The following is a 24,382-nucleotide window of genomic DNA, read 5'->3' as shown; positions in this document are numbered from 1 at the left end:
TTCAGCCGGCGGCGGGCGTCGGCGCCGCGGCGGGCTTGCCGGTGAGCCGGGTCACCAGCTCGCCGGGGCGGCTGTACTTGTGGCGCACGCGCTGCACCGCGGCCCTGTAGAGCGATTCGAGCGACTTGTCGCCTTCCACGCTCATGCCCAGGTCCTGCAGCAGGCCGTCGTGCACGCCGAAGGTCCAGCCGTGGATCGTGACCTTCTGGCCGCGGCTCCAGGCGTCGACCATCACCGTGCTGACGGCCACGTTGACCACCTGCTCGGCGACGTTGAGTTCGCACAGCGCGTCGGCGCGCACTTCTTCCGAGAAGCCGTCGAGCATCACGTGGTGGCGGTCGCGCACGTCCTGGATGTGGCGGATCCAGTTGTCGGCCAGGCCGATGCGGGTGCCGTTGAGCGCGGCCTTCACGCCCGCGCAGCCGTAGTGGCCCACCACCATGATGTGCTCGACCTTCAGGTGCTCGACCGCGAACTGGATCGCCGACAGCGCGTTGAGGTCGGAGTGCACCACGATGTTGGCCACGTTGCGGTGCACGAACACCTCGCCGGGCTCGAGGCCGGTGATCTGGTTGGCCGGCACGCGGCTGTCGGAACAGCCGATCCACATGTAGCGCGGCGTCTGCTGCTTGACCAGGCTGGTGAAGAAACCAGGCCGGTCGCGTTCCATCTGCGCGGACCAGGCGCGGTTGTGGGCGAAGAGGTCGTCGAGGGATTCGGACATGCGGGGATTGTCGGTGAGGTGGAGGGGGATTCGGTGCGGCGGCGCCCGGCGCCGGGGGCTCTCTCTCAGGCGGTGGTTCGGGCCGGTCGCGGTGGCCTGGCCTTGGGCTTGCCGGCGGTTTCGGCCTTCTGCGCGCGCGCCAGCGCCGTCTGGCCCTTCTTTTCGTGAGCACGCACTTCCGCGATATTGGCCTGCAGCTCGGCGAGCTGGCCCTCGAGCTGCGCGCGGTGGGCGCCCAGGATGCTGAGGAAGCGCTCGAGCTGCGGCACCGTGTCGCGCGGGCTGTCGTACATGTCGAGGATGTCCTTGGCCTCGGTCAGGCTCAGGCCCAGGCGCTTGGCGCGCAGCGTGAGCGTGAGCCGGGCCCGGTCGCGCGCGCTGTAGATGCGCTGCAGGCCCGCGCGCTCGGGCGTGAGCAGCCCCATGTCCTCGTAGAAGCGGATCGCCCGCGTCGTCAGGTCGAATTCCTTCGCGAGCTGGCTGATGGTGAAGGTTTGCGCTGGCATGAGGGCTTGTTCAGGGAACACGGGAGGCGCCGGGAAGGGGGCGTTGCGGGGGCGACAGCACATTTGCGCCGCGCTCTCTACAATGGTGCCCTCAACCCATGACGTTTACGTAAACGTCAATCCTACATGAATCTGCTCGAACGCGAACTCCACTACCCCCTCGGCGACACCCTGCCCGCCCCCGGCGAGGCCCTCGAAGTGGCGCCCGGCGTGCGCTGGATCCGGATGCGGCTGCCGTTCGCGCTCGACCACATCAACCTCTGGCTGCTGCGCGACAACTACCGCGGCGTCGAGGGCTGGACCGTGGTCGACTGCTGCATCTCGCGCGACGAGGCGCGGGCCCAGTGGGAGCAGATCTTCGAGACCCAGCTGCAGGGCCTGCCGATCGTGCGCGTGATCGTCACCCACATGCATCCCGACCACATCGGCCTGGCCGACTGGCTGTGCAAGCGCTGGAACGTGCCGCTGTGGATCAGCTCCACCGACTACCACGTGGCGCGCGTGCTCTGCAGCAGCGGCGACACGCTCGCCGGCGGCGAGCATGCCGCGCGCTTCTTCAGTGCGCACGGCCTGGCCAACCCCGAGGCGCTCGACAAGATCCGTGGCCGCACCAACTACTACGCCAACATGGTGCCCTCGGTGCCCGAGAGCTTCGTGCGCATGCTCGACGGCGAGAGCATCGACATCGGCGGCCATGCCTGGCGCTGCATCAGCGGCTACGGCCATGCCCCCGAGCACATCGCGCTGTACTGCGACGATCTCAAGCTGCTGCTGGGCGGCGACATGATGCTGCCGCGCATCTCGACCAACGTGAGCGTGTACGCGGGCGAGCCCGAGGCGAATTCGCTGCGCCTGTTCCTCGACAGCATCGAGCGCTTCAAGTCGCTGCCCGCCGACACCCTCGGCCTGCCCGCGCACGGCAAGCCCTTCACCGGCATCCACCGCCGCGTCGAGCAGCTGCAGGAGCACCACCGCGACCGCCTGGCCGAGCTGCTCGAGGTCGCGCTGGCGCGGCCGATCACGGCCTTCGAGGGACTGCCGATCCTGTTCAAGCGCGAACTCGACCTGCACCAGATGACCTTCGCGATGGGCGAGACCGTGGCGCACCTGCACCTGCTCTGGTTCTCGGGGCAGGTGAAGCGCGAGCTGGGCGCGGACGGCATCTACCGCTTCGGCGCCCTGGCCTGAGTTCCGGCACAGCGCGGCGCACGGCCGCGCATAGACTCGCGGGCATGAACATGTCGCACACGCTGGCCGATCTGCGCGCGGGCCGGCTGACGGGCGCCACGCGGCTCGACCTGAGCTGCGGCCTCGAGGAATTTCCGCGCGAAGTTTTCGAGCTGGCCGACACGCTCGAGGTGCTGAACCTCACGGGCAATGCGCTCGACCGCCTGCCCGACGACCTGGGCCGGCTGCACCGGCTGCGCGTGCTGTTCTGCTCCGACAACCGCTTCACGCGCTTGCCCGAATCGATCGGCGACTGCGCGAACCTCGACATCGTCGGCTTCAAGGCCAACCGCATCGCCGAGGTGCCGGCCGCGTCGCTCGCGCCCTCGCTGCGCTGGCTGATCCTGACCGACAACGCGATCGAGCGCCTGCCCGACACGCTGGGCGACTGCACGCGCATGCAGAAGCTGATGCTCGCGGGCAACCGCCTGAGCAGCCTGCCCGAGACGCTGGCCGGCTGCACGCGGCTCGAGCTGCTGCGCATCTCCGCCAACCGCTTCGCCACGCCGCCCGGCTGGCTGTGGTCGATGCCGCGGCTGTCGTGGCTGGCCGCCGCGGGCAATGCCTTCGATGCGCGCGACGAGGAGGCCGCGGCGCTCGCGCTCGCGGTGCCGCGCATCGACTGGCACGCGCTGCAACTGGGCACACGGCTCGGCGAAGGCGCCTCGGGCGTGATCCACGAGGCGCTGCTGAACGAGCGGGAGCCGGTCGCGGTCAAGCTGTTCAAGGGGGCCGTCACCAGCGACGGCTGGCCGCGCAGCGAGCTCGCGGCCAGCATCGCAGCCGGCGCGCACGCCACCCTCATCGGCGCGCAGGGCCGCATCGATGGCCATCCCGAGGGCACGCAGGGCCTGGTGATGGCGCGCGTGCCGGCGTCGTTCCGCACGCTCGCGGGGCCGCCGAGCCTCGCCTCGTGCACGCGCGACGTCTATGCCGACGACGCCCGCTGGTCCGCAGGCACCGCGCTGCGCATCGCGCGCGACATCGCGGCGGCGATGCGGCACCTGCATGCGCGCGGCCTGGTGCATGGCGACCTCTATGCGCACAACATCCTCTGGCATCCCGAAGACGGTGCGCGCCTGGGCGACTTCGGCGCCGCCTGGTTCGCCGATGCGCTGCCCGCCGGCGACGCGGCGCGCGCGCGGCAACTGGAGGTGCGCGCCTTCGGCTGCCTGCTCGAGGAACTGGCCGCGCGCTGCGATGAACCGCCTCCTGCGATGATGGCGCTGCGCGATCGCTGCCTGCAGCCCGAGGTGGCCTCGCGCCCTTCGGCCGCGGAGATCGCCGCGCTGCTCGAAGAGACTCTCGCATGAGCCGCGGCCGCCTCGCCCATCCGCCGCTGCCGATGCGCGACGGCGTGAGCGCGAGCTGCGTCGGCCTGCCGACCGAGGACCACTGGCCGACCATCGCCGACTTCCTGATCGCGCGCTTCACCGCGATCGCGCCCGAGGCCTGGATGCAGCGCATCCGCGACGGCGAGGTGGTCGACGAGCACGGCGTGCCCGTCACGCCCGAGCGCCGCTACCAGGCGCCGCTGCGCGTCTTCTACTACCGCGCGCTCGACACCGAGCCGGCGATCCCGTTCGAGGAGCAGGTGCTGTACCGCGACGAGCACCTGCTGGTGGTCGACAAGCCGCACTTCGTGCCGGTCACGCCCACCGGCAAGTACCTGCACCACAGCCTGCTGGTGCGGCTCAAGCGCAAGCTCGGCATCGAGGCGCTGTCGCCGCTGCACCGCATCGACCGCAGCACCGCGGGCCTGGTGCTGTTCTCCGTGCGGCCCGAGACACGCGGCGCCTACCAGACCATGTTCGCGCAGCGCACGGTGCACAAGGACTACGAGGCGATCGTGCCGCTGCCCGGCGGCGAGGCCGCCGCGGCCGCGCTGCCGCCCGTCTACCGCAGCCGGCTGGTCGACGACGCGCACTTCATGCAGGTGAAGGAAGCGCCCGGCGAGCCCAACTCCGAGACCGGCATCGCGGTGCTGAAGGCGTTCGACGGGCTCGCGCACCTCGCGCTCTCGCCGGTCACGGGCCGGCGGCACCAGTTGCGCGTGCATTGCCTGGCGCTGGGCATGCCGATCGTGAACGACCCCTTCTATCCGGTACTGACGCCGGTCGACACCGACGACTTCGACCGGCCGCTGCAACTGCTGGCGCGCTCCATCGCCTTCACCGATCCCCTGACCGGCGAACCGCGCCGCTTCGACAGCCAGCTGCGCCTGCTGCTGGCGCCAAGGTGACGCCCGCGGCGCGACGCCGGCACTAAGCTGCGGCCTCCGGCTGCCCTTGCCTTTCCTCCATCGGGCGGCCCCACGCACACCAGGAGACGCCGCACATGGACACCACCCGACTCTTCTCGCTCCAGGGCCGCACCGCCCTCATCACCGGCGGCTCGCGCGGCATCGGCCGCATGATCGCCGAGGGCTACCTGGCGCAGGGCGCACGGGTCTACATCTCGGCGCGCAAGGCCGAGGCCTGCGACCAGACCGCCCAGGAACTGTCGGCCTTCGGGCATTGCGTGTCGCTGCCGGCCGACGTGTCGACGCTCGAAGGTGCGCAGGCGCTGGTCGCCGCGTTCGCGAAGCATGAGTCGTCGCTGGACATCCTCGTCAACAACGCCGGTGCCGCCTGGGGGGCGCCCTATGCGGAGTTTCCGGAGAGCGGCTGGGACAAGGTGGTGGACCTGAACCTCAAGACGCCGTTCTTCCTGACGCAGGCGTTGACGCCGTTGCTGAAGAAGGCGGCCGCGGGGGGCGATCACCTGGCGAAGGTGATCAACATCGCTTCGATCGACGGGATCTCGGTGAATCCGCAGGAGACCTACTCGTACGCGGCGAGCAAGGCGGGGCTGATCCAACTCACGCGGCGCATGGCGCTGCGGCTGGCACAGGACGGGATCGTGGTGAGTGCGATTGCGCCGGGGGCCTTTGCTTCGAGCATGAACAAGGATGCCCGGGACCATGGGGATGAGATCAAGGGGCGGATTCCGGCGGGGCGGATCGGGAAGCCCGAGGACATGGCGGGGGCGGCGATTTATCTGGCTTCTGATGCGGGGGACTATGTGATGGGGTCTACGTTGGTTGTCGATGGGGGTGTGACGCACGCGCGTTGATTTTCTTGCTGCGTTTTTGTTGAGGCTGTTGGCCGGGTCTCGCCCCGGCGGGCGAGTCACTTTCTCTTGTCTCGCCAAGAGAAAGTAACCAAAGAAAAGGCGACCCCGCTGTCTGTGTCCCTCCGCTTCGCTGCGGGCAACCTGCGGTGCTCGGAGAAAGCGGGGGTCCGCAGAACTCGCTGCACTTCGTTCCGCTCAGACAGCTGCGGCCCTTATCCCGCTTTCCCCTGCGCTCCTCGGCACAGCCAGAGGGGACTAGGGTCAACGCGCCGTGGCGCGTCCTTGTGTGGGGAGTGCGCATGCGTAGGCCCTGGATCTTCCACTAAGGCCGAGCGAAGCAAAGGCCCGAAGGGTCTGCTGGGCCGAGCATCGCGATGGCCCGACCCCCCCCCTCTGGCTGCGCCGAGGAGCGCAGCGTTTCGCGGATAAGGGCTCGCAGCTGTCTGAGCGCAGCGCAGCGGAGCGAGTTCTGCGAGACCCCGCGAAACGCGAGCACCGCAGGTTGCCCCGTAGCGCAGCGAAGGGGTCGCAGACAGTGGGTCGCCTTTTCTTTGGTTACTTTCTTTTGGCGAAGCTGTATGGACCGGGCACATGGTGGACAGGTGTGCGAGGACATGGTGGACACCATCGGGCGTATCGCCCGATCGGAAGACGACCATGCCCTGGAGCACCCGAGACACCATGAGCCTGAGAGAAGAGTTCGTTGCCCTGGCACGCCAGGAAGGTGCCAATCGGCGTGAGCTGTGCCGGCGCTTCGGCATCAGCCCGCAGACCGGCTACAAATGGCTCGCACGCAGCGCCACGCTGGGTGCCGCCGGCCTGGGCGATGCCAGTCGCCGCCCGCACCACAGCCCCGGCGAGACCTCGCCCGAACTTCAACAATCCATCGTCTCGCTGCGCCAGCAGCACCCTGCCTGGGGCGCACGCAAGCTCGCACGGCGCCTGAGTGACCTCGGACAGGGTTGCCTGGCTCCGAGCACCGTCAACTCCATCCTCAAGCGCCACGGCCTCATCAGCGTCCAGGCCAGCAGTGCGGCCACCGCCTGGCAGCGCTTCGAGCACGAGGCGCCCAACAGCCTCTGGCAGATCGACTTCAAGGGCTACGTGTCCACCGCAGCGGGGCCCTGCCATCCGCTGACGCTGCTGGACGACCACTCTCGCTACAACCTGGCCCTGCGCGCCTGTGCCCGCCAGCAAACGGCCAGCGTGAAGGAGCAGTTGCAGGACGTCTTCTCCCGCTACGGTCTGCCGGTGCGCATCAATGCGGACAACGGCGCACCCTGGGGCAGTCCGCGCGAGCCGGGCCAGCTCAGCGAACTCGCGCTGTGGCTCATCCGCCTGGGCGTGCGGGTGAGCTTCAGCAGCCCCTATCACCCGCAGACCAACGGCAAGGACGAGCGCTTCCATCGCAGCCTGAAGGCGGAGTTGCTGGCCGGGCGCAGCTTCCAGGATCTGGCGCAGGCACAGCAGCAGTTCGATCGCTGGAGGCGTATCTACAACCATGAGCGCCCGCACCAGGCGCTGGGCATGAACACCCCGGCGAGCCGGTATCGCGCCAGCGAGAGGGCCTATCCGAGGACGCTGCCACCGCTCGAGTACGGCCCGAACGACACGGTGGTGAAGGTCGGCTGGCTGGGGGAGGTGCGCTTCAAGAGCAAGCGCTTCAAGGTGTCCGCAGCACTTAAGGACCACGAGATCGCGCTGCGCGCGCAGCCCGGGCGAGAGGGCTGCTACGACGTCTACTTCGTGCACCACAAGCTGCGCGAGATCGACCTGCGCGAGGCCTGAGCCACCATGCAGAATGTGTCCACCATGTCCTCGCACATGTGTCACCCATGTCTCCGGTCCATACACGAAGCAAAAGAAAGTGACTCGCCCGCCGGGGCGAGACCCGGCCGACAGCCTAAAAAAGAAAACTCACCCCCACCGAGGCACAGCCTCATCCTTCAACTGCTGCCTCAACACATCGTAATCCGGCACCACGCTTTCAACGGTCTCCCAGAACCGATGCGAGTGATCCATCACCCGCAGATGCGCCAACTCATGCGCCACCACATAGTCGATCACCGACAACCGAAAGTGGATCAACCGCCAGTTCAGCCGAATCGACCCATCCGCACTCGCACTCCCCCACCGCGTCGCCGCATTCGACAACGACAGCTTCGCCCACCGCACCCCCAGCAGCGGCGCGAAGTGATCGAGCCGCTCGATGAACAGCTTGCGTGCCTGCCGCATCAGCCAGGCCTGCGCCGCATCGCGGATCTGCGACGGCTCGGCGTTCTGCGCCACGGCCAGCCGCAGCAGCCGCGGACCCGTGCCGTCGCCCGCATCGAGCGCCCCGCCCACGCCCTCGAAGCCATGCTTCGGATCGAGCCGCACCACCACCGGTTCGCCGAGGAAGGGAAAGCCCGCGCCGTCCTTCCAGTCGATGCGCGTGGCCTCGACGCGCGCGTGGCGCTGCTGCGTCTCGGCGAGCTTGCGCAGGATCCAGTCGCCCTTCTCGCGGATCGCGGCATCGACGTCGCGCAGCGCGACCCAGCGCGGCGCGCGCACCGACAGGCCTTCGGCGCCGACGACGAAGCCGATGGTGCGGCGCTTGCCGCGCTTGAATTCGTAGGCGACGCGCGCCGCGCCCAGCATCAGCTCGCGCGAAGCCTGCGGATGCACGAAGCTCGCGGGCGCCAGGGTGTCGGCCAGCGGCACGGCCGGACGCGGGTCCTCGACCAGCGGCACCGTGGTGGTGGGCACGGCCACCACCGGCGGCACCGCGAAGGGCAGCGCGTCGGGCACGAGGCTGCCGGGCTGGCGCGCGCGCGGCCGTGCCGGGCCCGGGCTCTTGCGGGCGCGCGGCGCGGCGGGCGGCGGCGCGGCCACGGCGCCATCGCCGAACAGGTCCAGCGCCAGCTGCATCAGCTCCCGCATGCTCGATGTCCGGTGATCGACAAGAAAGAAACGACGGTCGAAGGCGCGAACGCCTTCAACCCACCTTCTCGACCGCGGCACCGCCGGCCACGCCACCGGTGGCATCGGCATCGCGGTACGCCTCGGGATCGAGGCGGTGCATCTCGGCCTCGATCCAGGCCTCGACCTCGCGCATCAGTTCGTCGGGCTTGCGGCCCGCGCTCGAGATCGGCACGCCGATCGACACGTCGACCACGCCGGAGCGCTTGATGAAGGCCTTGCGCGGCCAGACCTTGGCCGAGGTCACGGCGATCGGGATCACGGGCACGCCGGTCTCGCAGGCCAGGCGCGTGCCGCCGCTCTTGTAGGTGCCCTTCTGGCCGCGCGGGATGCGCGTACCCTCGGGGAACATGATGATCCAGATGCCCTGCGCGAGCAGCTTGCGGCCCTGGCTCACCACCTTGTTGAAGGCCTGGGCGCGCTGGCTGCGGTCGATGTGGATCATGTCCAGCCGGCCCATGGCCCAGCCGAAGAAGGGCACGTAGAGCAGCTCCTTCTTGAACACGTAAGCCAGCGGATGCGGCATCAGCGTGGGCATCAGGAAGGTCTCGAGCGTGGACTGGTGCTTGACCAGCAGGATCGCGCCCGCGAGCTTGTCGGCCGGCAGGTTCTCCATGCCGCTCACGCGCAGCCGGATGCCCAGGAGCGCGCGCGCGCCGCTGCCGACGGCCCAGGAGAGCCAGCGCGCCGCCATCCAATAGAGCGGTATGCCGCGCATCCAGATCGAGCACACCAGCATGATGATCGCCCAGGGGACGACGGTGACGAACATCCACAGCGCGTGGAGAACGGAACGGAGCAACGCCATCAGAGAGCCACCTGCATGGATTCGGCCCGCGCCTCGCGCGCGAGCAGGAAGTCGACGAAAGCGGCGAGGTCTTCGTGCACCCTCGTGTCCGCCGGATATTCGGGAGGCAGCGGATCGAAGCCGCGGCAGGCCGCGCCCATGCCGGTCAGCAGCAGGTGCGGTTCGCAGCCGGCGGCCGCGCCGGCCTGCAGGTCGCGCAGGCTGTCGCCCGCGGTCGGCACGCCGGCCAGGTCGATGCCGAAGCGGTCGCCGATCTGCTGGAACAGGCCCGGCTTGGGCTTGCGGCATTCGCAGTCCTCGTCGGGGCTGTGCGGGCAATAGAACACCGCATCGACACGCCCGCCCACGGCCGCGAGCATCTTGTGCATCTTGGCGTGCATCGCATTGAGCGAGGCCATGTCGAACAGGCCGCGCCCCAGGCCCGACTGGTTCGACGCGATCACCACGTGCCAGCCCGCATGGTTGAGCCGCGCCACGGCCTCGAGCGCACCGGGCAGCGGCGTCCACTCGGTGTCGCTCTTCACGAAGTCTTCGCGGTGCACGTTGATCGTGCCGTTGCGGTCGAGGATCACGAGTTTCATGGAGGTGTTCCTTCAGACTCCAGCTTGCGTCGCTTCACCCAGGCGACCAGATGCGGCAGCGGGTACTTCGCCGCGTCCAGCATGCCGATGCGCTGCACCAGCGTATCGAGCGATACCAGGTCCTGCTTCAACAGCTCGCGCACGAAATCGGCGTCCTTCTCGCGACCGGCCACGCACTTGGAGACGACCAGGTCGTGCAGTTCCGGACAGATGGCCGTGATCTCGCCGACGTAGTGCAGGCTGGCACGACTCATCCAGTCGCCGGGCATGACGGCGGTCTCGGGCCCGACACCATCGGCGAAATAACCGAAGGTCTCGTGAAAGCTCGAGTGCATACCGATCGCACCGTCGATCAGATCGGCGCGCTCCGGATGCAGCGCGGGGTAGAGATCGATTTCGCGCGATACCAGCAGCGACTCGGGCGGTTGATCGAGCAGCAGCAACACGGCCTGACTGCCGACGACCACAAAAGAACTTTCTTTCGAGATCGCCGCGGAAGCGCGCAATACATGCTGCAGTTCTTCGAGCTTCATGGGGTCGCGGCCTGCTCGCGCGCCTGCTTGAGCAATGCCATTCGTTCGACCTGCGAGACGAGGCCGCCGAGTGGCGACACGCTGCGCATGAGCTGTCCATGCTCGGACTCGACGAGCGCGGCATCTTCGAGCACGCCGGCATCGCCGGCGAGAAGACGCTCCCACTCGTCCCACAGCACGTCGGAGCGCGTGGGGCCCGACTGCTGGCGCCACCGTTCGAGGGTGCGGCGGGCCTGCTCGCGCAATGCGGGCTCCTGGCGCAGCACCGCCACCGCCCGCTGGTGCAGGGCGAGGGAGAACTGATCCAGTTGCTGTTGGCGGTTCATGCGCGATCGGATTATCGAGCGACGGTCTTCAGACAGCCAGCCGCTCGAGCTGCGCCACGCGGTTCATCGCGGCATGCAGCGACATCAGCAGCCCCAGCCGGTTGAGCCGCAGGTCGGCCTGCTCGGCATTGACCATCACGCCGTCGAAGAAGGCATCGACCGGTTCGCGCAACGCGGCCAGGGTCTGCAGCGAGGCGGTGTAGTCGCCGGCATCGAACTGGGCGTTGGCGGCGGGCACCACCTGCGCCATGGCGGCATGCAGCGCCTTCTCGGCGGGCTCCTGCAGCAGCAGCTCGCTGACGTGGGCGTCGGCCTCGGGGGCCTTCTTGAGGATGTTGCCGATGCGCTTGTTGGCCGCGGCCAGCGCGGCGGCGGCGGGCAGCACGGCGAAGGCGCGCACGGCGGCGAGCAGCTGGGGCACCTGGCCCAGGCGCTGCGGGCGCGGGGCCAGCACGGCGTCGACTTCCTGCGCGCTGGCGCCCTGCTCGCGCAGGCTGCCGGCGAGGCGGTCGAGAATGAAGTCCTGCAGCTCGACCGTGGCCTTGGAGGCATCGAAGCCCGCGATGCCCTGGAACTGCGCGGCGGCCCCGGCCAGCAGCGCGTCGAGGTCCAGCGGCAGGTTCTTCTCGATCAGCATGCGGATCGTGCCGAGCGCATGGCGGCGCAGCGCGAACGGATCGCGGTCGCCGGTGGGCAGGTTGCCGATGCCGAACATGCCGACCAGGGTCTCGAGCTTGTCGGCCAGCGCGACCACCAGGCCCACGCTGTCGCGCGGCAGTTCGTCGCCCGCGAAGCGCGGCTTGTAGTGGTCCTCGATGGCATCGGCCACGGCCGCGTCGAGGCCGTCGTGCAGCGCGTAGTAGCGGCCCATGATGCCCTGCAGCTCGGGGAACTCGCCGACCATGTCGGTCACGAGGTCGGCCTTGGCCAGCTGGGCGGCCTGCACAGCCTGGCGCGCCACGTTGGCATCGCCGAGCTTCTCGGCGATGGCGCGCGCGATGCGCATCACGCGCTCCACGCGCTCGCCCTGGGTGCCTAGCTTGTTGTGATAGACCACCTTGCCCAGCGACGCGACGCGCGAGGCCAGCGTCTTCTTGCGGTCCTGGTCGAAGAAGAACTTGGCGTCGGCCAGGCGCGGGCGCACCACGCGCTCGTTGCCGCCGATGACGGCGCTGGCATCGTCGGGGCTGATGTTGCTGACGACCAGGAACCGGTTGGTGAGCTTGCTCGACGCATCGAGCAGCGGGAAGTACTTCTGGTTCGCCTTCATCGTGAGGATCAGGCATTCCTGCGGCACCTCGAGGAATTCGCGCTCGAAGCTGCAGACCAGCACGTTGGGGCGCTCGACCAGCGCCGTCACCTCGTCGAGCAGCGCGTCGTCGTGGATCGGCACCGAGCCGCCGCCGACCTGGACCGCGGCCGCGGCGAGCTGGCGCGCGATCTCGGCGCGGCGCGCCTCGAAGCTCGCGATCACCGCGCCTTCGTCGCGCAGCTGCAGCGCGTAGCTGTCGGCATTGCGCAGCACCACGGGATCGACCGCGGCCTCGAAGCGGTGGCCATGCGTTTCGCGGCCGGCCTTGAGGCCCAGCGCCTCGATCGCCACCACGGCATCGCCGTGCAGCGCGACCAGGCCGTGCGCGGGGCGCACGAAGCTCACGCTGCTCCAGCCCGGCAGCTCGCAGCCGCTCTCGAGCTGGTAGCTCATGACCTTCGGGATCGGCAGCTTGGCGATGGCTTCGGCCAGCGCCTTCTGCAGGCCCTCGGCCAGGGTGGCGCCCTTGGCGGTGCTCTCGTAGAACAGGGCTTCGGCCTTGCCGTCCATGGCGCGCTTGAGGCCGGGCACGGCCGAGGCGTCGGCGCCGAGCGCGCCCAGGCGCTTGAGCAGCGCGGGCGTGGGCTGGCCCGAGGCATCGAGCCCCACGGCCACGGGCATCAGCTTCTGCGAGACGGCCTTGTCGGCGGCGCGCTCGGCCACGTGCGTGAGGTGCGCGGCCAGGCGGCGCGGCGAGGCGAAGGGCGTGAGCACCGAGCCGGCCTCGGCCAGGCCCTGGGCCACGAGCTGTTCGCGCAGCACGCCCGCGAAGGCCTCGCCGAGCTTCTTCAGCGCCTTCGGCGGCAGTTCTTCGACAAACAGTTCAACCAGCAGGGAGGTCTTGTTCATGGGGGTCGTCATCGCTCAGGCGGCCTTCTTCGGTGCGATCTGCGCGACCCATTCGCGCGGTGCCATCGGGAAGCCCAGCCGTTCCCGGCTGTCGTAGTAGCTCTGCGCCACGCTGCGCGCGAGGTTGCGGATGCGGCCGATGTAGGCCGCGCGTTCGGTCACGCTGATCGCGCCGCGCGCGTCGAGCAGGTTGAAGCTGTGCGCGGCCTTGAGCACCTGCTCGTAGGCCGGCAGCGCGAGCTGCTCGGCCATCAGGTGCCTGGCCTGCTTCTCGTGCGCGGCGAAGGCGGTGAACAGGAACTCGGCATCGGAATGCTCGAAGTTGTAGGTCGACTGCTCGACCTCGTTCTGCTTGTAGACGTCGCCGTAGCTCAGGCCCTCGGTCCACACGAGGTTGTAGACGTTGTCCACGCCCTGCAGGTACATCGCGAGGCGCTCGAGGCCGTAGGTGATCTCGCCGGTGATCGGCTTGCAGTCGATGCCGCCGACCTGCTGGAAGTAGGTGAACTGCGTCACCTCCATGCCGTTGAGCCAGACCTCCCAGCCCAGGCCCCAGGCGCCGAGCGTGGGGTTCTCCCAGTCATCCTCGACGAAGCGGATGTCGTTCTTCTTGAGGTCGAAGCCCAGCGCCTCGAGGCTGCCGAGGTAGAGCTCGAGGATGTTCGCGGGCGCGGGCTTGAGCACGACCTGGTACTGGTAGTAGTGCTGCAGGCGGTTCGGGTTCTCGCCGTAGCGGCCGTCCTTGGGGCGGCGGCTGGGCTGCACGTAGGCGGCCTTCCAGGGCTCGGGGCCGAGCGCGCGCAGGAAGGTGGCGGTGTGCGAGGTGCCCGCGCCCACTTCCATGTCGTACGGTTGCAGCAGCGCGCAGCCCTTGTCGGCCCAGTACGACTGCAATTTGAGAATGATTTGCTGGAAGGTCAACATGAAGGGTGCCGGCCGGCGCGGCCGGGCGTTGGACGAAAGCGCGGCGGTGCGCCGCGAAAGCCCGCGATTTTACGGGCGGAGGGCAACTCTCCCACAGCGGGTCGGGAAGGCGCCTGCCACGGACCGGGCGCGGGCCGTGCGACAAACCGGGGTCCGCGCGGGCCCCTGTCTTCCACGGCCGCGCGGTCGACGCTTTTTCAGCCGGCCGGGAACGCCCGCCCGCCGCGCCGATCCGACTCCCTCCCACGAGCCCCCAGCCCCCAACGACCCCATGCCAGTGCCCGAGACCGGCCCGAACACCCCGCTCTTCATCGTGCTCAATGCCGCCTCCGGCAGCGAGGACGCCGTCCAGGCCCGCGAGGTCATCGAGGAAGGCTGCGCCGCGGCCGACCGCCGGCTGCGCATCTTCACGGTCGACCGCGGCAGCGCCGACGACGGCCCCGGCAGCCTGCGCGCGCTGGCGCGCGAGGCGGTGGAGCGCGCGCGGGCCGCCGGGGGCGTGGTGGTGGCCGCGGGCGGCGACGGCACGATCAATGCCGTGGCCCAGGCCACGCTGGGCAGCGGCTGCGCCTTCGGCGTGCTGCCGCAGGGCACCTTCAACTACTTCAGCCGCGCCCACGGCATCCCGCGCGACACCGCGCAGGCGCTCGAGGTGCTGCTGACCCAGCCGCCGCGGCCGGTGCAGGTCGGACTGCTCAACGACCGCGCCTTCCTGGTCAACGCCAGCCTGGGCCTGTATGCCCAACTGCTCGAGGAGCGCGAGCACTACAAGTCGCGCTACGGGCGCAACCGCCTGATCGCGCTCGGCGCGGGCCTGCTCACGGTGCTGCGCGGCCACCGCACGCTCGACCTGCGCATGGCCTGGCGCGGCCAGGAGCGCGCGATCCGCACGCCCACGCTGTTCGTGGGCAACAACCCGCTGCAGCTGCTGCAGATCGGCATCGAGCATGCCGACGCGCCCGAGCAGGGGCAGCTGGCGGCGGTGGCGCTCAAGCCCCATGGCCTGCTGTCGATGCCGGGGCTGCTGCTGCGCGGCGCGCTCGGGCGGCTCGGCGAGGCCGACGAGGTGCTGAGCTTTCCCTTCGAATCGATGACGGTGCGCATCGGCCGCGCGGGCAGCCGCGGCCCGCGGCGCGTGAAGGTGGCGACCGACGGCGAGATCGGCTGGGCCGAGATGCCGCTGCTGTTCCGCGTCTCGCCCGAGCCGCTGTGGCTGATACGGCCCGACGTGGCGCCCGAGCTCGAGGCGGCCAAGCAATGAGCGTGTTGCTGCAGGTGTCCGACCCGCACTTCGGCACCGAGCAGCCGCCGGTGCTGGCGGCGCTCGAGCGGCTGGCGCGCGAGCTCGCGCCCGAGCTGCTGGTGCTGTCGGGCGACATCACCCAGCGCGCCACGCGCGCGCAGTTCGCGGCAGCGCGTGCCTTCGTCGACCGGCTGGCGCCGCGGGCGCTGCTGGCGATCCCGGGCAACCACGACATCCCGCTGTTCCAGCTCGCGGCGCGCGCCTTCGCGCCCTACGGCCGCTACAGCGAGGCCTTCGGCGACGAGCTCGAGCCGGTGGTCGACCTGCCCGACTGGCTGGCGATCGGCGTCAAGACCACGCGCCGCTGGCGCCACGAGGACGGCGAGGTGTCGCGCGCGCAGGTCGAGCGCGTGGCGCGACGGCTCGCCGCGGCGACGCCTTCGCAGCTGCGCGTGGTGGTCACGCACCAGCCGGTGGCGGTGACGCGGCGCGAGGACATCGGCAACCGGCTGCATGGCGGCGAGGCCGCCGCGGCGCGCTGGGCCCAGGCCGGTGCCGACCTGGTGCTCGGCGGCCACATCCACCTGCCCTTCGTGCTGCCGCTGCACGAATGCCTCGTCGATGTCCCGCGGCCGATGTGGGCGGTGCAGGCGGGCACGGCGGTGTCGTGGCGCGTGCGCGCGGGGCATCCGAACTCGGTCAACGTGGTGCGGCGCGACGATGGCGCGCACGCTTGCATGGTCGAGCGCTGGGACTACGCAGCCGAGCGCCAGGCCTTCGTGCTCGCCGACGCCGTAAGGCTTTCGCTTGCCAGCGCGGCGGCGCCGCTTTAGGGTGCGCCGCATGTCATCGGCAGTCCCCGTCCCTTCCTCCCTTTCTTCCTCTCCCCTCCCCACCCCGCCCGCCCTGGTCGCGCATGCCGAACAGCTCGGCGCCCATGCGCTGGGCGGCTTCCTCTCGCTGCTGCTGGCCTCGGTGCTGGCCGCCGGCCTGGCCTGCTGGATGGCGCAGCGCCGCCGGCTCGCGCTGGCCGCGGAAGAAGAACCCGACGAGCCCCGGCTGGTGTTCGCGCTGGTGCTGGGCTTCGCGACGATCCTCGGTGCCTCCAGCCTGTTCGCCTGGATCGCCTCGAACCTCGGCGACGGCCGCACGCTGGGCCTGGCCGACCAGGCACTGACCGACGCGATCGCGCAGCACATGCCGCACGGCGTGATCCTCGCGTTCAGCTGGCTCACGCGGCTGGGCGACTTCGCCACGCTGGCGCCGGTGGCGGTGCTGGTGGCGCTGCTGCTGTGGCACCGCTCGCACCGCGGCCTGGCGCTCGGCTGGTCGATGGCGCTGGTGGGCATCGTGCTGCTGAACCCGGCGCTCAAGCAGATCTTCGCGCGCGCCCGGCCGCTGCACGACCACGGCCTGGCGCACGAGACCAGCTACAGCTTCCCGAGCGGCCACAGCGCGGGCGCGATCGTGAGCTACGGCATGCTGGTCTATCTCGCGCTGCGCCTGCTGCCGCCGCGCTGGCACGTGGCGGCGGCGATGGCCGGCGCCGCCGCGATCGTCACCATCGCCTGCAGCCGGATCTTCCTGCAGGTGCACTTCGCGAGCGACGTGGTGGCGGGCCTGCTGACCGGGCTGGCCTGGCTGCTGGTGTGCGTGGGCGGGCTGGAGTTCGCGCGGCACCGCCAGCGGCGGCGCGCGCGCTGAAACCCTTGCCCATGAAAAAAGGGCCGCGCCCTCCCCTGCGGAAGGAACGCGGCCCCGGCGACCGGCGCGGATCGAGCGATCAGTATTCCCAGAAGATGCGCTGCAGTTCCTTGGTGTCGCTGGTCTTGGTCAGCGCGACCATCGCGAGGATGCGCGCCTTCTGCGGGCGCAGGTCGTGCGCCACTACCCAGTCGTACTTGTCGTCGGGCTGCTCGGCATTGCGGATCACGAAGCCGTCGGGCACGCGCGAGCTGCGGATGACGACGATGCCGTCGGCGCGCACCTTCTGCAGGTTCGGCACGATGCGGTCGGCGACCGAACCGTTGCCGGTGCCGCCATGGATCAGCGCCTTGATGCCGCTCTTGGCGAGCGCGTCGATGGCGGTCGAGGACACGCCCTCGTAGCCCATCGCGATCTCGACCGGCGGCAGCGCGCTGATCTGGTCGATGTTGAACTCCGAGAACATGGTGTGACGCTTGACCGGCGCGCGGAACCAGTAGTTCTTGCCCTCGACCACCATGCCCAGCGGGCCCCACTGGCTCGAGAAGGCGCTGGTCTTGATGTTCACGCTCTTGCTCACGTCGCGCGCGGTGTCGATGTTGTCGTTCATCGTCACCAGCACGCCCTTGCCCGCGGCGTCCTTGCTGCCGGCCACCGTCACGGCGTCGTACAGGTTGAGCGCGCCGTCGGCCGACAGCGCGGTGCCCGGACGCATCGAGCCGACCACCACGATCGGCTTGGGCGTGTGCACGGTCAGGGTCAGGAAGTAGGCGGTTTCTTCCAGCGTGTCGGTGCCGTGCGTGATCACGATGCCGTCGACGTCGCTCTGCTTGGACAGCGCCGACACGCGCCTGGCGAGCGTGAGCAGGTTGTCGTTGGTGAGGCTCTCGGAGGCGACCTGGAACACCTGTTCGCCGCGCACGTTGGCGACCTTGGAGAGCTCGGGCAGGCCCGCGATCAGCTTGTCGACGCCGACCTTGGCGGCCGCGTAGGTGGCGCTGTTGACGGCCGAGGCGCCCGCGCCCGCGATGGTGCCGCCGGTGGCCAGGATCACCACGTTGGGAAGCGCCTGCTGCGCCTGAGCGAGCGCGCTGGCCGCCAGCATCGCGGCACCGGCCGCGAGGGCCCTGAAGCGGGGGGAAAGGTACATGGAGAACTCCTTGTGTTGAATGAATTTTTCGAGGCGGCGAGAAGATACATGAACCATGCCCGGCTGCCCGGCGCGGCCATGCCGGCATGGCATGCGGTCATGCGGCTGCGAGGAAGCAGGCATTACCATCCAACGCGCGCACGCCGCGCCACTCCCTCGCCATGAACGCCGATTCCGCCGCCCTTCCCGTCTCGACCGCCCAGGAAATGCCCGCGCCCGACGGGCCGCTGTCGCGCGCGCGCCCGGGCCGCGAGCGCATCATGGCGGCGATCCGCGCCGCGGCGATCGCGGAGTTCAGCCTGCACGGCCTGAAGGGCACCTCGACCCAGGCCATCGCGGCGCGCGCCGGCCTCACCAAGCCGCAGCTGCACTACTACATCGTCGGCAAGGAAGAGCTGTACGAAGAACTGCTGATGCAGGTGCTGCATGCGTGGAAGGTGGTGTTCTCGTTCGAGGACGCGAGCGACCCGGCGACGGTGCTCGGCGACTACATCCGCAAGAAGCTCGACCATGCGATCGACAGCCCCGAGATGTCGCGCATCTTCACGCGCGAGATCCTCGACGGCGGCCGCAATCTCGACCGCTACTGGCCCAATGCGCGCGCCTGGACGCAGAAGAAGGTCGACATCATCAACGGCTGGATCGCGCGCGGCCAGATGCGCCCGCTCGATGCGCGCATCCTGCTGATGCACGTCTGGGCCATGACCCAGAGCTACGCCGACTACGCGATCCAGACGCGCGTGATGCTGGGCCTGCCGAGCGACGCGCCGATCGACCGCGAGCCGATCGCGCGCGAGCTGGTGGCCTTCGTGCTGGCCGGCTGCGGCATCCGCGCAAGCTAGCACTCACGCGCCTTCCGGGCGCATTGCTCCCCTCCAAAACCGCACCGGCCCCAATCCGGTGCGCCCGCGCTGGCACGTCGCTTGCTAAACCTGACCACTTGCTCTGATTAAGCGGTCAAACACTATGCGCGTGCTCGTCGTCTACTGCCATCCGGTCGAAACCAGCTTCCATGCCGCCCTGCATCAGGAGGTGTTGAAGAACCTGCGCGCGGCCGGCCACGAGGTGGACGACTGCGACCTCTATGCCGAGGGCTTCGATCCGGTGCTCTCGCGCGAGGAGCGGCTGGGCTACCACGAGGTGCCGGCCAACCAGCTGCCGCTCAAGCCCTACGTCGAGCGGCTGCAGTGGGCCGAGGGCATCGTGTTCTGCTTCCCGACCTGGTGCTTCGGCCTGCCGGCCATGCTCAAGGGCTACTTCGACCGGCTCTTCATGCCCGGCGTGGCCTTCGACATCAGCGACCCCGCCAACGTGAAGCCGATGCTCACGCACATCAAGCGCATCAGCGCCGTGGTCACCTACGGCCGGCCGCGCTGGGTGGCGATGTACATGGGCGACCCCCCGCGCAAGATCGTCACGCGCTACATGAAACGGCTGACCGGCCACGGCGCCCGGGTCGACTACCACGCCCACTACCACATGAACGTGGCGACCGAGCCCCAGCTCAAGCGCTTCATGGCCAAGGTCGGCAACGCCATGGCGCGCTTCGCATGAGCGCGCCCGCGCTGCTCGACCGGCTGCGCCTGCCGCGCTGGCTGCTGCCGGCCGACTGGCCGCAGCGCGACGGCGTGCCGGTGCTCGCGCGGCTCGCGATCGAGGGCGGCCGCGTGCAGTCGCTGCAACCCGCGGACGATGCCCCGACGCCCGCCGCGGGCTGGGACCTCGGCGGCACGCTCGCGCTGCCGGGCTTCGTCGACGCCCACACGCACCTCGACAAGGTCTTCACGCTGCCGCGCATGAAGACGGTGCAGCCGGGCCTGCTCGGCGCCATCGACGCGATGCTGGCCGACCGCGTGAACTGGACGCCCGCCGACGTGCGCGAACGCGCGGCACGCGGGCTGCAATGGGCCTGGGAATGCGGCAGCACGCACCTGCGCACGCACGTCGACTGGTGGGAACCCGATGCCCTGCCGATGGCCTGGCCGGTGATGGCCGAGCTGGCGCAGGAATGGAAAGGCCGCGTGCGGCTCGAGCAGGTGAGCCTGATCAAGCTGCCGCTGTTCGAGGACGCGGCGCAGGCGCTGCGGCTCGCGAAGCAGGTGAAGGCCACCGGGCCGCATGCGCTGCTCGGCGGCTTCGTGCATTCCACCAACTGGAGCGAGAACGCGCTGCGCAACCTGCTGCGCTCGGCGCAGGCCTGCGAGCTCGACATCGACCTGCACGTGGACGAGGAGCTCAATGCCTCGGCCACGGGCCTGGCGGCCACCGCGCGCATCCTGGCCGAGATCGGCTACGAGGGCCGCGTGGTCTGCGGCCACGTCTGCGCGCTCGCGGAACAGCCCGAGGCGCAGGCCCTGGCCACGCTCGACGCGGTGGCGCGCGCGCCGATCACGGTGGTCTCGCTGCCCGCCACCAACCTGCTGCTGCAGGACGCCGTGACCGGCCGCACGCCGCGCCGGCGCGGCATCACGCTGGTGAAGGAGGCGCGCGAGCGCGGCATCCCGCTGCTGTTCGCGAGCGACAACGTGCAGGACCCGTTCTGCCGGCTCGGCAGCTTCGATCCGGTGGAAGCGCTGGGCACGGCCGCGCTGGTGGCGCAGCTCGACGAGCCGTTCGAGACCTGGTCGCAGGCGCTGTGCCGCGCCGACTGGCTGCGCCGCGACGCCACCGTGCAACGCCCGACGCTCGTCGGCGCACCCGCCGACCTCGTGCTCTTCGGCGCGGCCGACCGCTTCGGCTGGCCCTCGCGCAGCGCATCGCGCGTGGTGCTGCGCGCGGGCCGCGTCGCGCACGGCGAGGTGCCGGCGACCTGGCACGCCTGAACCCCCTTCGACGAACAGAACCACTCCAAGGACCGCCCCCATGCTCCACGGCTACATCCCTCCCCACCGCTTCCTGCCCTACCTGAGCTGGACCGAGATCGCCGCGCTGCCCGACCGCGAGAACACGGTCATCGTGCTGCCCTGCGGCGCGATCGAGCAGCACGGCCCGCACCTGCCGTGCTCGGTCGACAGCGTGATCAGCTCGGGCGTGATGGGCAAGGCGCTCGAGAAGCTGCCGGCCGAGGTGCGCGCCTTCGCGCTGCCGACCATCACCTACGGCAAGTCGGAAGAGCACCTGCACTTCCCCGGCACGATGACGCTGACCGGCACCACGCTGCTGTCGACCGTGACCGAGATCGGCGAGTCGGTCTACCGCTCGGGCTTTCGCAAGCTGCTGTTCGCCAACGGCCACGGCGGCCAGCCGCAGGTGCTCGAGATGGCGGCGCGCGAGCTGCGGCTGCGCCATGGCGACTTCGTGGTGGTGCCGCACGGCGTGTCGCGGCTGCCGAGCGCGGCCAGCAAGCAGGTCAGCGAGCAGGAGAAGAAGCTCGCGATGCATGCCGGCCATTCCGAGACCGCGCTGATGCTCGCGCTCGCGCCCGAGACGGTGCACATGGAGCGCGCGGTGGCCAACTTCCCGCCGCCGTTCCCGATCAAGTTGCTGTCGGCCGACGGCCGCCCGGCCTGCGCCTGGACCGCGCGCGACTTCGGCCCCAGCGGCGTGATCGGCGACCCGACCACCGCCACGCGCGAGCAGGGCGAGGCGATCCTCGACACGCTGTCCGACAGCTGGGTGCAGGCGCTGACCGAGCTGCATGCGCTGCGCTGGGTGGTGCGCGAGGAAGCCACCTGGGAGCGCGGCCACCAGCAGGGCTTCGTGCAGCAGTCCTTCGCGCCGGCCTGAGCCTGCTTCTTGCATCGGCCCGTCTTTCCCTTTTTCTTCACCCACGCCCTAGAGAGGTCCTCCCATGCGCTCCTTCGCACTGTCCCTGGCCGGCGCCGCCGCCATCGCCTTCCTCGCCGCGCCCGCGCAGGCCGAGGACAAGTTCACCTACATGACCAACTGGTACGCGCAGGCCGAGCACGGCGGCTTCTACCAGGCCGTGGCGCAGGGCATCTACAAGAAGTACGGGCTCGATGTGACCATCAAGATGGGCGGCCCGCAGGTCAACATCACGCAGATGATGGCGGCCGGCCAGGCCGACTGCATCATGGGCTCGAGCGACATCCAGATGATGCAGGTGCGCGAGGGCGGCGTGCCGGTGGTCAACGTGGCGGCCTTCTTCCAGAAGGACCCGCAGGTGCTGATCGCGCACGACGACGTGAAGGGCTTCGAGGACCTCAAGGGCAAGACGCTGCTGATCGGCGCGCAGGCCAACCGCGGCTACTGGCCCTGGCTCAAGGCGAAGTTCGGCCTCAAGGACGAGCAGACCCGGCCCTACACCTTCAACATCCAGCCCTTCGTGGCCGACAAGAACACGGCGCAGCAGGGCTACCTGACCTCCGAGCCCTACGCGATCCAGAAGGCCGGCGTGAAGAGCACCGTGCTGATGTTCAGCGACCACGGCTTCCCGGCCTATGCCACCACCGTCTCGTGCATGGAGAAGACGGTGAAGGAGCGCGGCAAGCAGGTGGCGGCCTTCGTCAAGGCCTCGGCCGAAGGCTGGAAGAGCTACCTCGCCGATCCCGCGCCCGCCAACGCGCTGATCAAGAAGGACAACCCCAACATGACCGACGACCAGCTCGCCTACAGCGTGGCCAAGCTCAAGGAGATGGGAATGATCACGGGCGGCGACGCCGGCAAGCTCGGCATCGGCGTGATGACCGATGCGCGCGCCAAGGCCAGCTACGACTTCCTCGTGAGCGCCAAGCTGCTCGACCCGGCCAAGGTCGAGCTCGCGAAGACCTACACGACCGAGTTCGTGAAGGACGCCAAGGTGCTGCCCTGACCGTCGCCACGCCATGAACCGCATCGACCCCCACACCCTCGCGCCGCCGACGGTGCCTGCCGTGCCCGCGGTGGAAGTGCTCTCGGCCGAGAAGACCTATCCCAACGGCACGCAGGCGCTCCTGCCGGTCGACCTGTCGATCGCCGAGGGCGAGTTCGTCACGCTGCTCGGTCCCTCGGGCTGCGGCAAGAGCACGCTGCTCAAGATGGTGGCGGGCATGCTCGAGCCCAGCGACGGCCGGCTGCTGGTGTGGCGCAAGCCGGTGGCGCAGTTGCATGACTGCCCGCACAAGCTGTCCTTCGTGTTCCAGTCGCCCACGCTGATGCCCTGGGCCAGCGTGCAGACCAACGTGCGGCTACCGCTCGATCTCGCGGGCGTGCCGCGCAAGGAGGCCGATGCGCGCGTGATGGAGTCGCTGGCGCTGGTGGGCCTCGAGAAGTTCGCGAGCGCACTGCCGCGCGCGCTCTCGGGCGGCATGCAGATGCGGGTGTCGATCGCGCGCGGGCTGGTCACGCAGCCCGAGCTGCTGCTGATGGACGAGCCCTTCGGCGCGCTCGACGAGATCACGCGCCACAAGCTCGACGCCGACCTGCTCGAGCTCTGGCGCAAGAAGAAGCTCACGGTGATCTTCGTGACGCACTCGATCCACGAGGCGGTGTTCCTATCGAGCCGCGTGGTGATGATGGCCGCGCGGCCGGGCCGCGTGGTCGAGCAGTTCCAGATCGACGAACCCTATCCGCGCAGCGCCGACTTCATGGTCACGCCCGAGTTCGCGCGCCATGCCAAGCGGCTGCAGGACAGCCTGCTGCGCGCCAGCCATGTCGACGAGGAGCACGCGCGATGAGCCGCACGCCGCTGCTGAGCCAGCCGCGCGTGCAGCGCGTGCTCTATCCGATGGCGATCGGCCTGCTGCTGATCGCGCTGTGGCAATGGATGGTGGTGGCGATGGAGCTGCCGCCCTACCTCGTGCCCTCGCCCTGGCTGATGCTGCAGACGCTGGTGACCGACTGGGCGCCGCTGGGCAGCGCGCTGCTGATCACGCTCAAGATCACGGTGCTGTCCTTCGTGCTCGCCACGGTGGCGGGCGTGCTGATCTCGTTCCTGTTCGTGCAGAGCAAGCGCATCGAGACCGCGCTCTTTCCGTACGCCGTGCTGCTGCAGGTCACGCCGATCGTGGCGGTGGCGCCGCTGATCATCATCTGGGTCAAGAACCCGACGGCCGCGATGACCGTGTGCGCGGCGCTGGTGGCGCTGTTCCCGATCATCAGCAACACCACGCTGGGCCTGCGCAGCATCGACCCCGACCTGCAGAGCTACTTCAAGCTCAACCGCGCCACGCGCTGGCAGCAACTGGTGCGGCTGCGCATCCCGAGCGCGCTGCCCTACTTCTTCGGCGGCCTGCGCATCTCCAGCGGCCTCGCGCTGATCGGCGCGGTGGTGGCGGAGTTCGTGGCCGGCACCGGCGGCTCGGGCGCGGGACTGGCCTACCAGATCCTGCAGGCGGGCTTCCAGCTGAACATCCCGCGGATGTTCGCCGCGCTGCTGCTGATTTCCCTCACCGGCGTCGCGCTCTTCGTGCTGATGGCCTGGCTCACCAAGGTGGCGCTGGGCTCGTGGCATGCGAGCGAACTTTCCCAGGACTGACTCCA

Annotated in this window: 25 protein-coding genes; 15 read left to right on the top strand and 10 right to left on the bottom strand. The window is 69.7% G+C overall.

The genetic code is table 11. The annotated features are described in order from the left end of the window. Position 1: 1 nt before the first annotated feature. The gene (gene can, locus ACEN9J_RS23815) at positions 2-724 is read right to left on the bottom strand and encodes a carbonate dehydratase (protein ID WP_413762226.1); all 723 of its coding nucleotides are present in this window, start codon (positions 722-724) and stop codon (positions 2-4) included. A 65-nt stretch (positions 725-789) separates the two neighbouring features. Continuing rightward, on the bottom strand, positions 790-1,230 hold the full coding sequence (locus ACEN9J_RS23810; protein ID WP_208510941.1) for a MerR family transcriptional regulator: 441 nt from the start codon (positions 1,228-1,230) through the stop codon (positions 790-792). 126 nt (positions 1,231-1,356) lie between these two features. On the opposite strand from ACEN9J_RS23810, the gene ACEN9J_RS23805 reads away from it, so the two are divergent. The 5 genes from ACEN9J_RS23805 (at position 1,357) to ACEN9J_RS23785 (ending at position 7,359) form a co-directional block, all read left to right on the top strand. Further along, positions 1,357-2,418, top strand: coding sequence for an MBL fold metallo-hydrolase (locus ACEN9J_RS23805; protein WP_057596582.1), 1,062 nt, complete (start codon positions 1,357-1,359; stop codon positions 2,416-2,418). A 50-nt stretch (positions 2,419-2,468) separates the two neighbouring features. Beyond that, positions 2,469-3,770: a leucine-rich repeat-containing protein kinase family protein gene (locus tag ACEN9J_RS23800; RefSeq protein ID WP_413764608.1), complete on the top strand. Its 1,302-nt coding sequence runs from the start codon at positions 2,469-2,471 to the stop codon at positions 3,768-3,770. Then, entirely contained in the window at positions 3,767-4,699 is a 933-nt protein-coding gene (locus ACEN9J_RS23795) for a pseudouridine synthase (RefSeq protein WP_413762225.1), read from the top strand. The genes ACEN9J_RS23800 and ACEN9J_RS23795 overlap by 4 nt, the downstream gene beginning before the upstream one ends. Before the next feature lie 95 nt (positions 4,700-4,794). Then, a complete protein-coding gene (locus ACEN9J_RS23790; protein ID WP_057596584.1) occupies positions 4,795-5,571 on the top strand; it encodes an SDR family oxidoreductase in 777 nt (258 codons plus the stop codon). 657 nt (positions 5,572-6,228) lie between these two features. Further along, positions 6,229-7,359 (top strand): IS481 family transposase, encoded by a 1,131-nt coding sequence (locus ACEN9J_RS23785; protein ID WP_413762117.1) that lies wholly within the window; start codon positions 6,229-6,231, stop codon positions 7,357-7,359. 129 nt (positions 7,360-7,488) lie between these two features. On the opposite strand, the gene ACEN9J_RS23780 is transcribed toward ACEN9J_RS23785, so the two are convergent. The 7 genes from ACEN9J_RS23780 to glyQ are packed head-to-tail and all read right to left on the bottom strand — an operon-like array spanning position 7,489 to position 13,865. Continuing rightward, positions 7,489-8,493: a M48 family metallopeptidase gene (locus ACEN9J_RS23780; RefSeq protein WP_413764606.1), complete on the bottom strand. Its 1,005-nt coding sequence runs from the start codon at positions 8,491-8,493 to the stop codon at positions 7,489-7,491. 55 nt (positions 8,494-8,548) lie between these two features. Continuing rightward, positions 8,549-9,340 (bottom strand): lysophospholipid acyltransferase family protein, encoded by a 792-nt coding sequence (locus ACEN9J_RS23775; protein ID WP_057596586.1) that lies wholly within the window; start codon positions 9,338-9,340, stop codon positions 8,549-8,551. Beyond that, complete coding sequence (gmhB, locus tag ACEN9J_RS23770; protein WP_172705816.1) at positions 9,340-9,921, bottom strand: D-glycero-beta-D-manno-heptose 1,7-bisphosphate 7-phosphatase; 582 nt, start codon at positions 9,919-9,921, stop codon at positions 9,340-9,342. Before gmhB ends, ACEN9J_RS23775 begins: the two co-directional genes overlap by 1 nt. Next, complete coding sequence (locus ACEN9J_RS23765; protein ID WP_093348278.1) at positions 9,918-10,454, bottom strand: DUF6036 family nucleotidyltransferase; 537 nt, start codon at positions 10,452-10,454, stop codon at positions 9,918-9,920. Before ACEN9J_RS23765 ends, gmhB begins: the two co-directional genes overlap by 4 nt. Then, entirely contained in the window at positions 10,451-10,780 is a 330-nt protein-coding gene (locus ACEN9J_RS23760) for a hypothetical protein (RefSeq protein ID WP_261217264.1), read from the bottom strand. The genes ACEN9J_RS23765 and ACEN9J_RS23760 overlap by 4 nt, the downstream gene beginning before the upstream one ends. A 28-nt stretch (positions 10,781-10,808) precedes the next feature. Next, on the bottom strand, positions 10,809-12,941 hold the full coding sequence (glyS, locus tag ACEN9J_RS23755) for a glycine--tRNA ligase subunit beta (RefSeq protein ID WP_413762224.1): 2,133 nt from the start codon (positions 12,939-12,941) through the stop codon (positions 10,809-10,811). Positions 12,942-12,956: 15 nt separating this feature from the next. Then, a complete protein-coding gene (gene glyQ / locus ACEN9J_RS23750; protein ID WP_057596589.1) occupies positions 12,957-13,865 on the bottom strand; it encodes a glycine--tRNA ligase subunit alpha in 909 nt (302 codons plus the stop codon). Between the two features lie 271 nt (positions 13,866-14,136). Between glyQ and ACEN9J_RS23745 the strand changes: the two genes are divergently transcribed. From ACEN9J_RS23745 to ACEN9J_RS23735, 3 genes are read left to right on the top strand one after another with little or no spacing between them, the layout of a single operon-like run. Continuing rightward, positions 14,137-15,126 carry a diacylglycerol/lipid kinase family protein gene (locus ACEN9J_RS23745; RefSeq protein ID WP_057597928.1) on the top strand — a complete coding sequence of 330 codons (990 nt, stop codon included), beginning with the start codon at positions 14,137-14,139 and terminating at the stop codon, positions 15,124-15,126. Then, on the top strand, positions 15,123-15,941 hold the full coding sequence (locus ACEN9J_RS23740) for a metallophosphoesterase family protein (protein WP_413762223.1): 819 nt from the start codon (positions 15,123-15,125) through the stop codon (positions 15,939-15,941). Before ACEN9J_RS23745 ends, ACEN9J_RS23740 begins: the two co-directional genes overlap by 4 nt. Positions 15,942-15,951: 10 nt before the next feature. After that, positions 15,952-16,812, top strand: coding sequence for a phosphatase PAP2 family protein (locus tag ACEN9J_RS23735; RefSeq protein WP_261217271.1), 861 nt, complete (start codon positions 15,952-15,954; stop codon positions 16,810-16,812). Between the two features lie 79 nt (positions 16,813-16,891). Here the strand turns inward: ACEN9J_RS23735 and ACEN9J_RS23730 are convergent, their stop codons facing one another. Continuing rightward, on the bottom strand, positions 16,892-17,962 hold the full coding sequence (locus ACEN9J_RS23730) for an asparaginase (protein WP_057596982.1): 1,071 nt from the start codon (positions 17,960-17,962) through the stop codon (positions 16,892-16,894). Between the two features lie 161 nt (positions 17,963-18,123). Here ACEN9J_RS23730 and ACEN9J_RS23725 point away from each other — a divergent pair, with 161 nt between their 5' ends. The 7 genes from ACEN9J_RS23725 to ACEN9J_RS23695 all read left to right on the top strand — a co-directional run bounded on the left by ACEN9J_RS23725 (position 18,124) and on the right by ACEN9J_RS23695 (position 24,377). After that, complete coding sequence (locus ACEN9J_RS23725) at positions 18,124-18,804, top strand: TetR/AcrR family transcriptional regulator (protein ID WP_172705738.1); 681 nt, start codon at positions 18,124-18,126, stop codon at positions 18,802-18,804. A gap of 124 nt (positions 18,805-18,928) precedes the next feature. Beyond that, the gene (locus ACEN9J_RS23720; RefSeq protein WP_057596983.1) at positions 18,929-19,516 is read left to right on the top strand and encodes an NAD(P)H-dependent oxidoreductase; all 588 of its coding nucleotides are present in this window, start codon (positions 18,929-18,931) and stop codon (positions 19,514-19,516) included. Continuing rightward, positions 19,513-20,784 carry an amidohydrolase family protein gene (locus ACEN9J_RS23715; protein WP_413762222.1) on the top strand — a complete coding sequence of 424 codons (1,272 nt, stop codon included), beginning with the start codon at positions 19,513-19,515 and terminating at the stop codon, positions 20,782-20,784. The genes ACEN9J_RS23720 and ACEN9J_RS23715 overlap by 4 nt, the downstream gene beginning before the upstream one ends. A gap of 40 nt (positions 20,785-20,824) precedes the next feature. Beyond that, complete coding sequence (locus tag ACEN9J_RS23710) at positions 20,825-21,688, top strand: creatininase family protein (protein WP_209543882.1); 864 nt, start codon at positions 20,825-20,827, stop codon at positions 21,686-21,688. 64 nt (positions 21,689-21,752) lie between these two features. After that, positions 21,753-22,733 (top strand): ABC transporter substrate-binding protein, encoded by a 981-nt coding sequence (locus ACEN9J_RS23705; protein ID WP_203203049.1) that lies wholly within the window; start codon positions 21,753-21,755, stop codon positions 22,731-22,733. A gap of 13 nt (positions 22,734-22,746) precedes the next feature. Beyond that, positions 22,747-23,577 (top strand): ABC transporter ATP-binding protein, encoded by an 831-nt coding sequence (locus ACEN9J_RS23700; protein ID WP_413762221.1) that lies wholly within the window; start codon positions 22,747-22,749, stop codon positions 23,575-23,577. Continuing rightward, positions 23,574-24,377 (top strand): ABC transporter permease, encoded by an 804-nt coding sequence (locus ACEN9J_RS23695; protein WP_413762220.1) that lies wholly within the window; start codon positions 23,574-23,576, stop codon positions 24,375-24,377. The genes ACEN9J_RS23700 and ACEN9J_RS23695 overlap by 4 nt, the downstream gene beginning before the upstream one ends. The last annotated feature ends 5 nt before the right edge of the window (positions 24,378-24,382 follow it).

Origin of the sequence: Variovorax sp. Varisp41, from assembly GCF_047325085.1 — a bacterium.
Lineage (GTDB): Bacteria > Pseudomonadota > Gammaproteobacteria > Burkholderiales > Burkholderiaceae_C > Variovorax.
This window is presented reverse-complemented; position numbering and strand designations above follow the sequence as displayed.

Bases quoted from the DNA above. Each gene is read 5' to 3' on its own strand.
- glyS (WP_413762224.1), bottom strand. From the start codon at position 12,941: ATGAACAAGACCTCCCTGCTGGTTGAACTGTTTGTCGAAGAACTGCCG.
- ACEN9J_RS23795 (WP_413762225.1), top strand. From the start codon at position 3,767: ATGAGCCGCGGCCGCCTCGCCCATCCGCCGCTGCCGATGCGCGACGGC.
- can (WP_413762226.1), bottom strand. From the start codon at position 724: ATGTCCGAATCCCTCGACGACCTCTTCGCCCACAACCGCGCCTGGTCC.
- ACEN9J_RS23800 (WP_413764608.1), top strand. From the start codon at position 2,469: ATGTCGCACACGCTGGCCGATCTGCGCGCGGGCCGGCTGACGGGCGCC.
- ACEN9J_RS23745 (WP_057597928.1), top strand. From the start codon at position 14,137: ATGCCAGTGCCCGAGACCGGCCCGAACACCCCGCTCTTCATCGTGCTC.
- ACEN9J_RS23695 (WP_413762220.1), top strand. From the start codon at position 23,574: ATGAGCCGCACGCCGCTGCTGAGCCAGCCGCGCGTGCAGCGCGTGCTC.
- ACEN9J_RS23705 (WP_203203049.1), top strand. From the start codon at position 21,753: ATGCGCTCCTTCGCACTGTCCCTGGCCGGCGCCGCCGCCATCGCCTTC.
- ACEN9J_RS23710 (WP_209543882.1), top strand. From the start codon at position 20,825: ATGCTCCACGGCTACATCCCTCCCCACCGCTTCCTGCCCTACCTGAGC.
- ACEN9J_RS23805 (WP_057596582.1), top strand. From the start codon at position 1,357: ATGAATCTGCTCGAACGCGAACTCCACTACCCCCTCGGCGACACCCTG.
- gmhB (WP_172705816.1), bottom strand. From the start codon at position 9,921: ATGAAACTCGTGATCCTCGACCGCAACGGCACGATCAACGTGCACCGC.
- ACEN9J_RS23810 (WP_208510941.1), bottom strand. From the start codon at position 1,230: ATGCCAGCGCAAACCTTCACCATCAGCCAGCTCGCGAAGGAATTCGAC.
- ACEN9J_RS23730 (WP_057596982.1), bottom strand. From the start codon at position 17,962: ATGTACCTTTCCCCCCGCTTCAGGGCCCTCGCGGCCGGTGCCGCGATG.
- ACEN9J_RS23735 (WP_261217271.1), top strand. From the start codon at position 15,952: ATGTCATCGGCAGTCCCCGTCCCTTCCTCCCTTTCTTCCTCTCCCCTC.
- ACEN9J_RS23720 (WP_057596983.1), top strand. From the start codon at position 18,929: ATGCGCGTGCTCGTCGTCTACTGCCATCCGGTCGAAACCAGCTTCCAT.
- ACEN9J_RS23760 (WP_261217264.1), bottom strand. From the start codon at position 10,780: ATGAACCGCCAACAGCAACTGGATCAGTTCTCCCTCGCCCTGCACCAG.
- ACEN9J_RS23765 (WP_093348278.1), bottom strand. From the start codon at position 10,454: ATGAAGCTCGAAGAACTGCAGCATGTATTGCGCGCTTCCGCGGCGATC.
- ACEN9J_RS23700 (WP_413762221.1), top strand. From the start codon at position 22,747: ATGAACCGCATCGACCCCCACACCCTCGCGCCGCCGACGGTGCCTGCC.
- ACEN9J_RS23740 (WP_413762223.1), top strand. From the start codon at position 15,123: ATGAGCGTGTTGCTGCAGGTGTCCGACCCGCACTTCGGCACCGAGCAG.
- ACEN9J_RS23780 (WP_413764606.1), bottom strand. From the start codon at position 8,493: ATGCGGGAGCTGATGCAGCTGGCGCTGGACCTGTTCGGCGATGGCGCC.
- glyQ (WP_057596589.1), bottom strand. From the start codon at position 13,865: ATGTTGACCTTCCAGCAAATCATTCTCAAATTGCAGTCGTACTGGGCC.
- ACEN9J_RS23785 (WP_413762117.1), top strand. From the start codon at position 6,229: ATGCCCTGGAGCACCCGAGACACCATGAGCCTGAGAGAAGAGTTCGTT.
- ACEN9J_RS23790 (WP_057596584.1), top strand. From the start codon at position 4,795: ATGGACACCACCCGACTCTTCTCGCTCCAGGGCCGCACCGCCCTCATC.
- ACEN9J_RS23715 (WP_413762222.1), top strand. From the start codon at position 19,513: ATGAGCGCGCCCGCGCTGCTCGACCGGCTGCGCCTGCCGCGCTGGCTG.
- ACEN9J_RS23775 (WP_057596586.1), bottom strand. From the start codon at position 9,340: ATGGCGTTGCTCCGTTCCGTTCTCCACGCGCTGTGGATGTTCGTCACC.
- ACEN9J_RS23725 (WP_172705738.1), top strand. From the start codon at position 18,124: ATGAACGCCGATTCCGCCGCCCTTCCCGTCTCGACCGCCCAGGAAATG.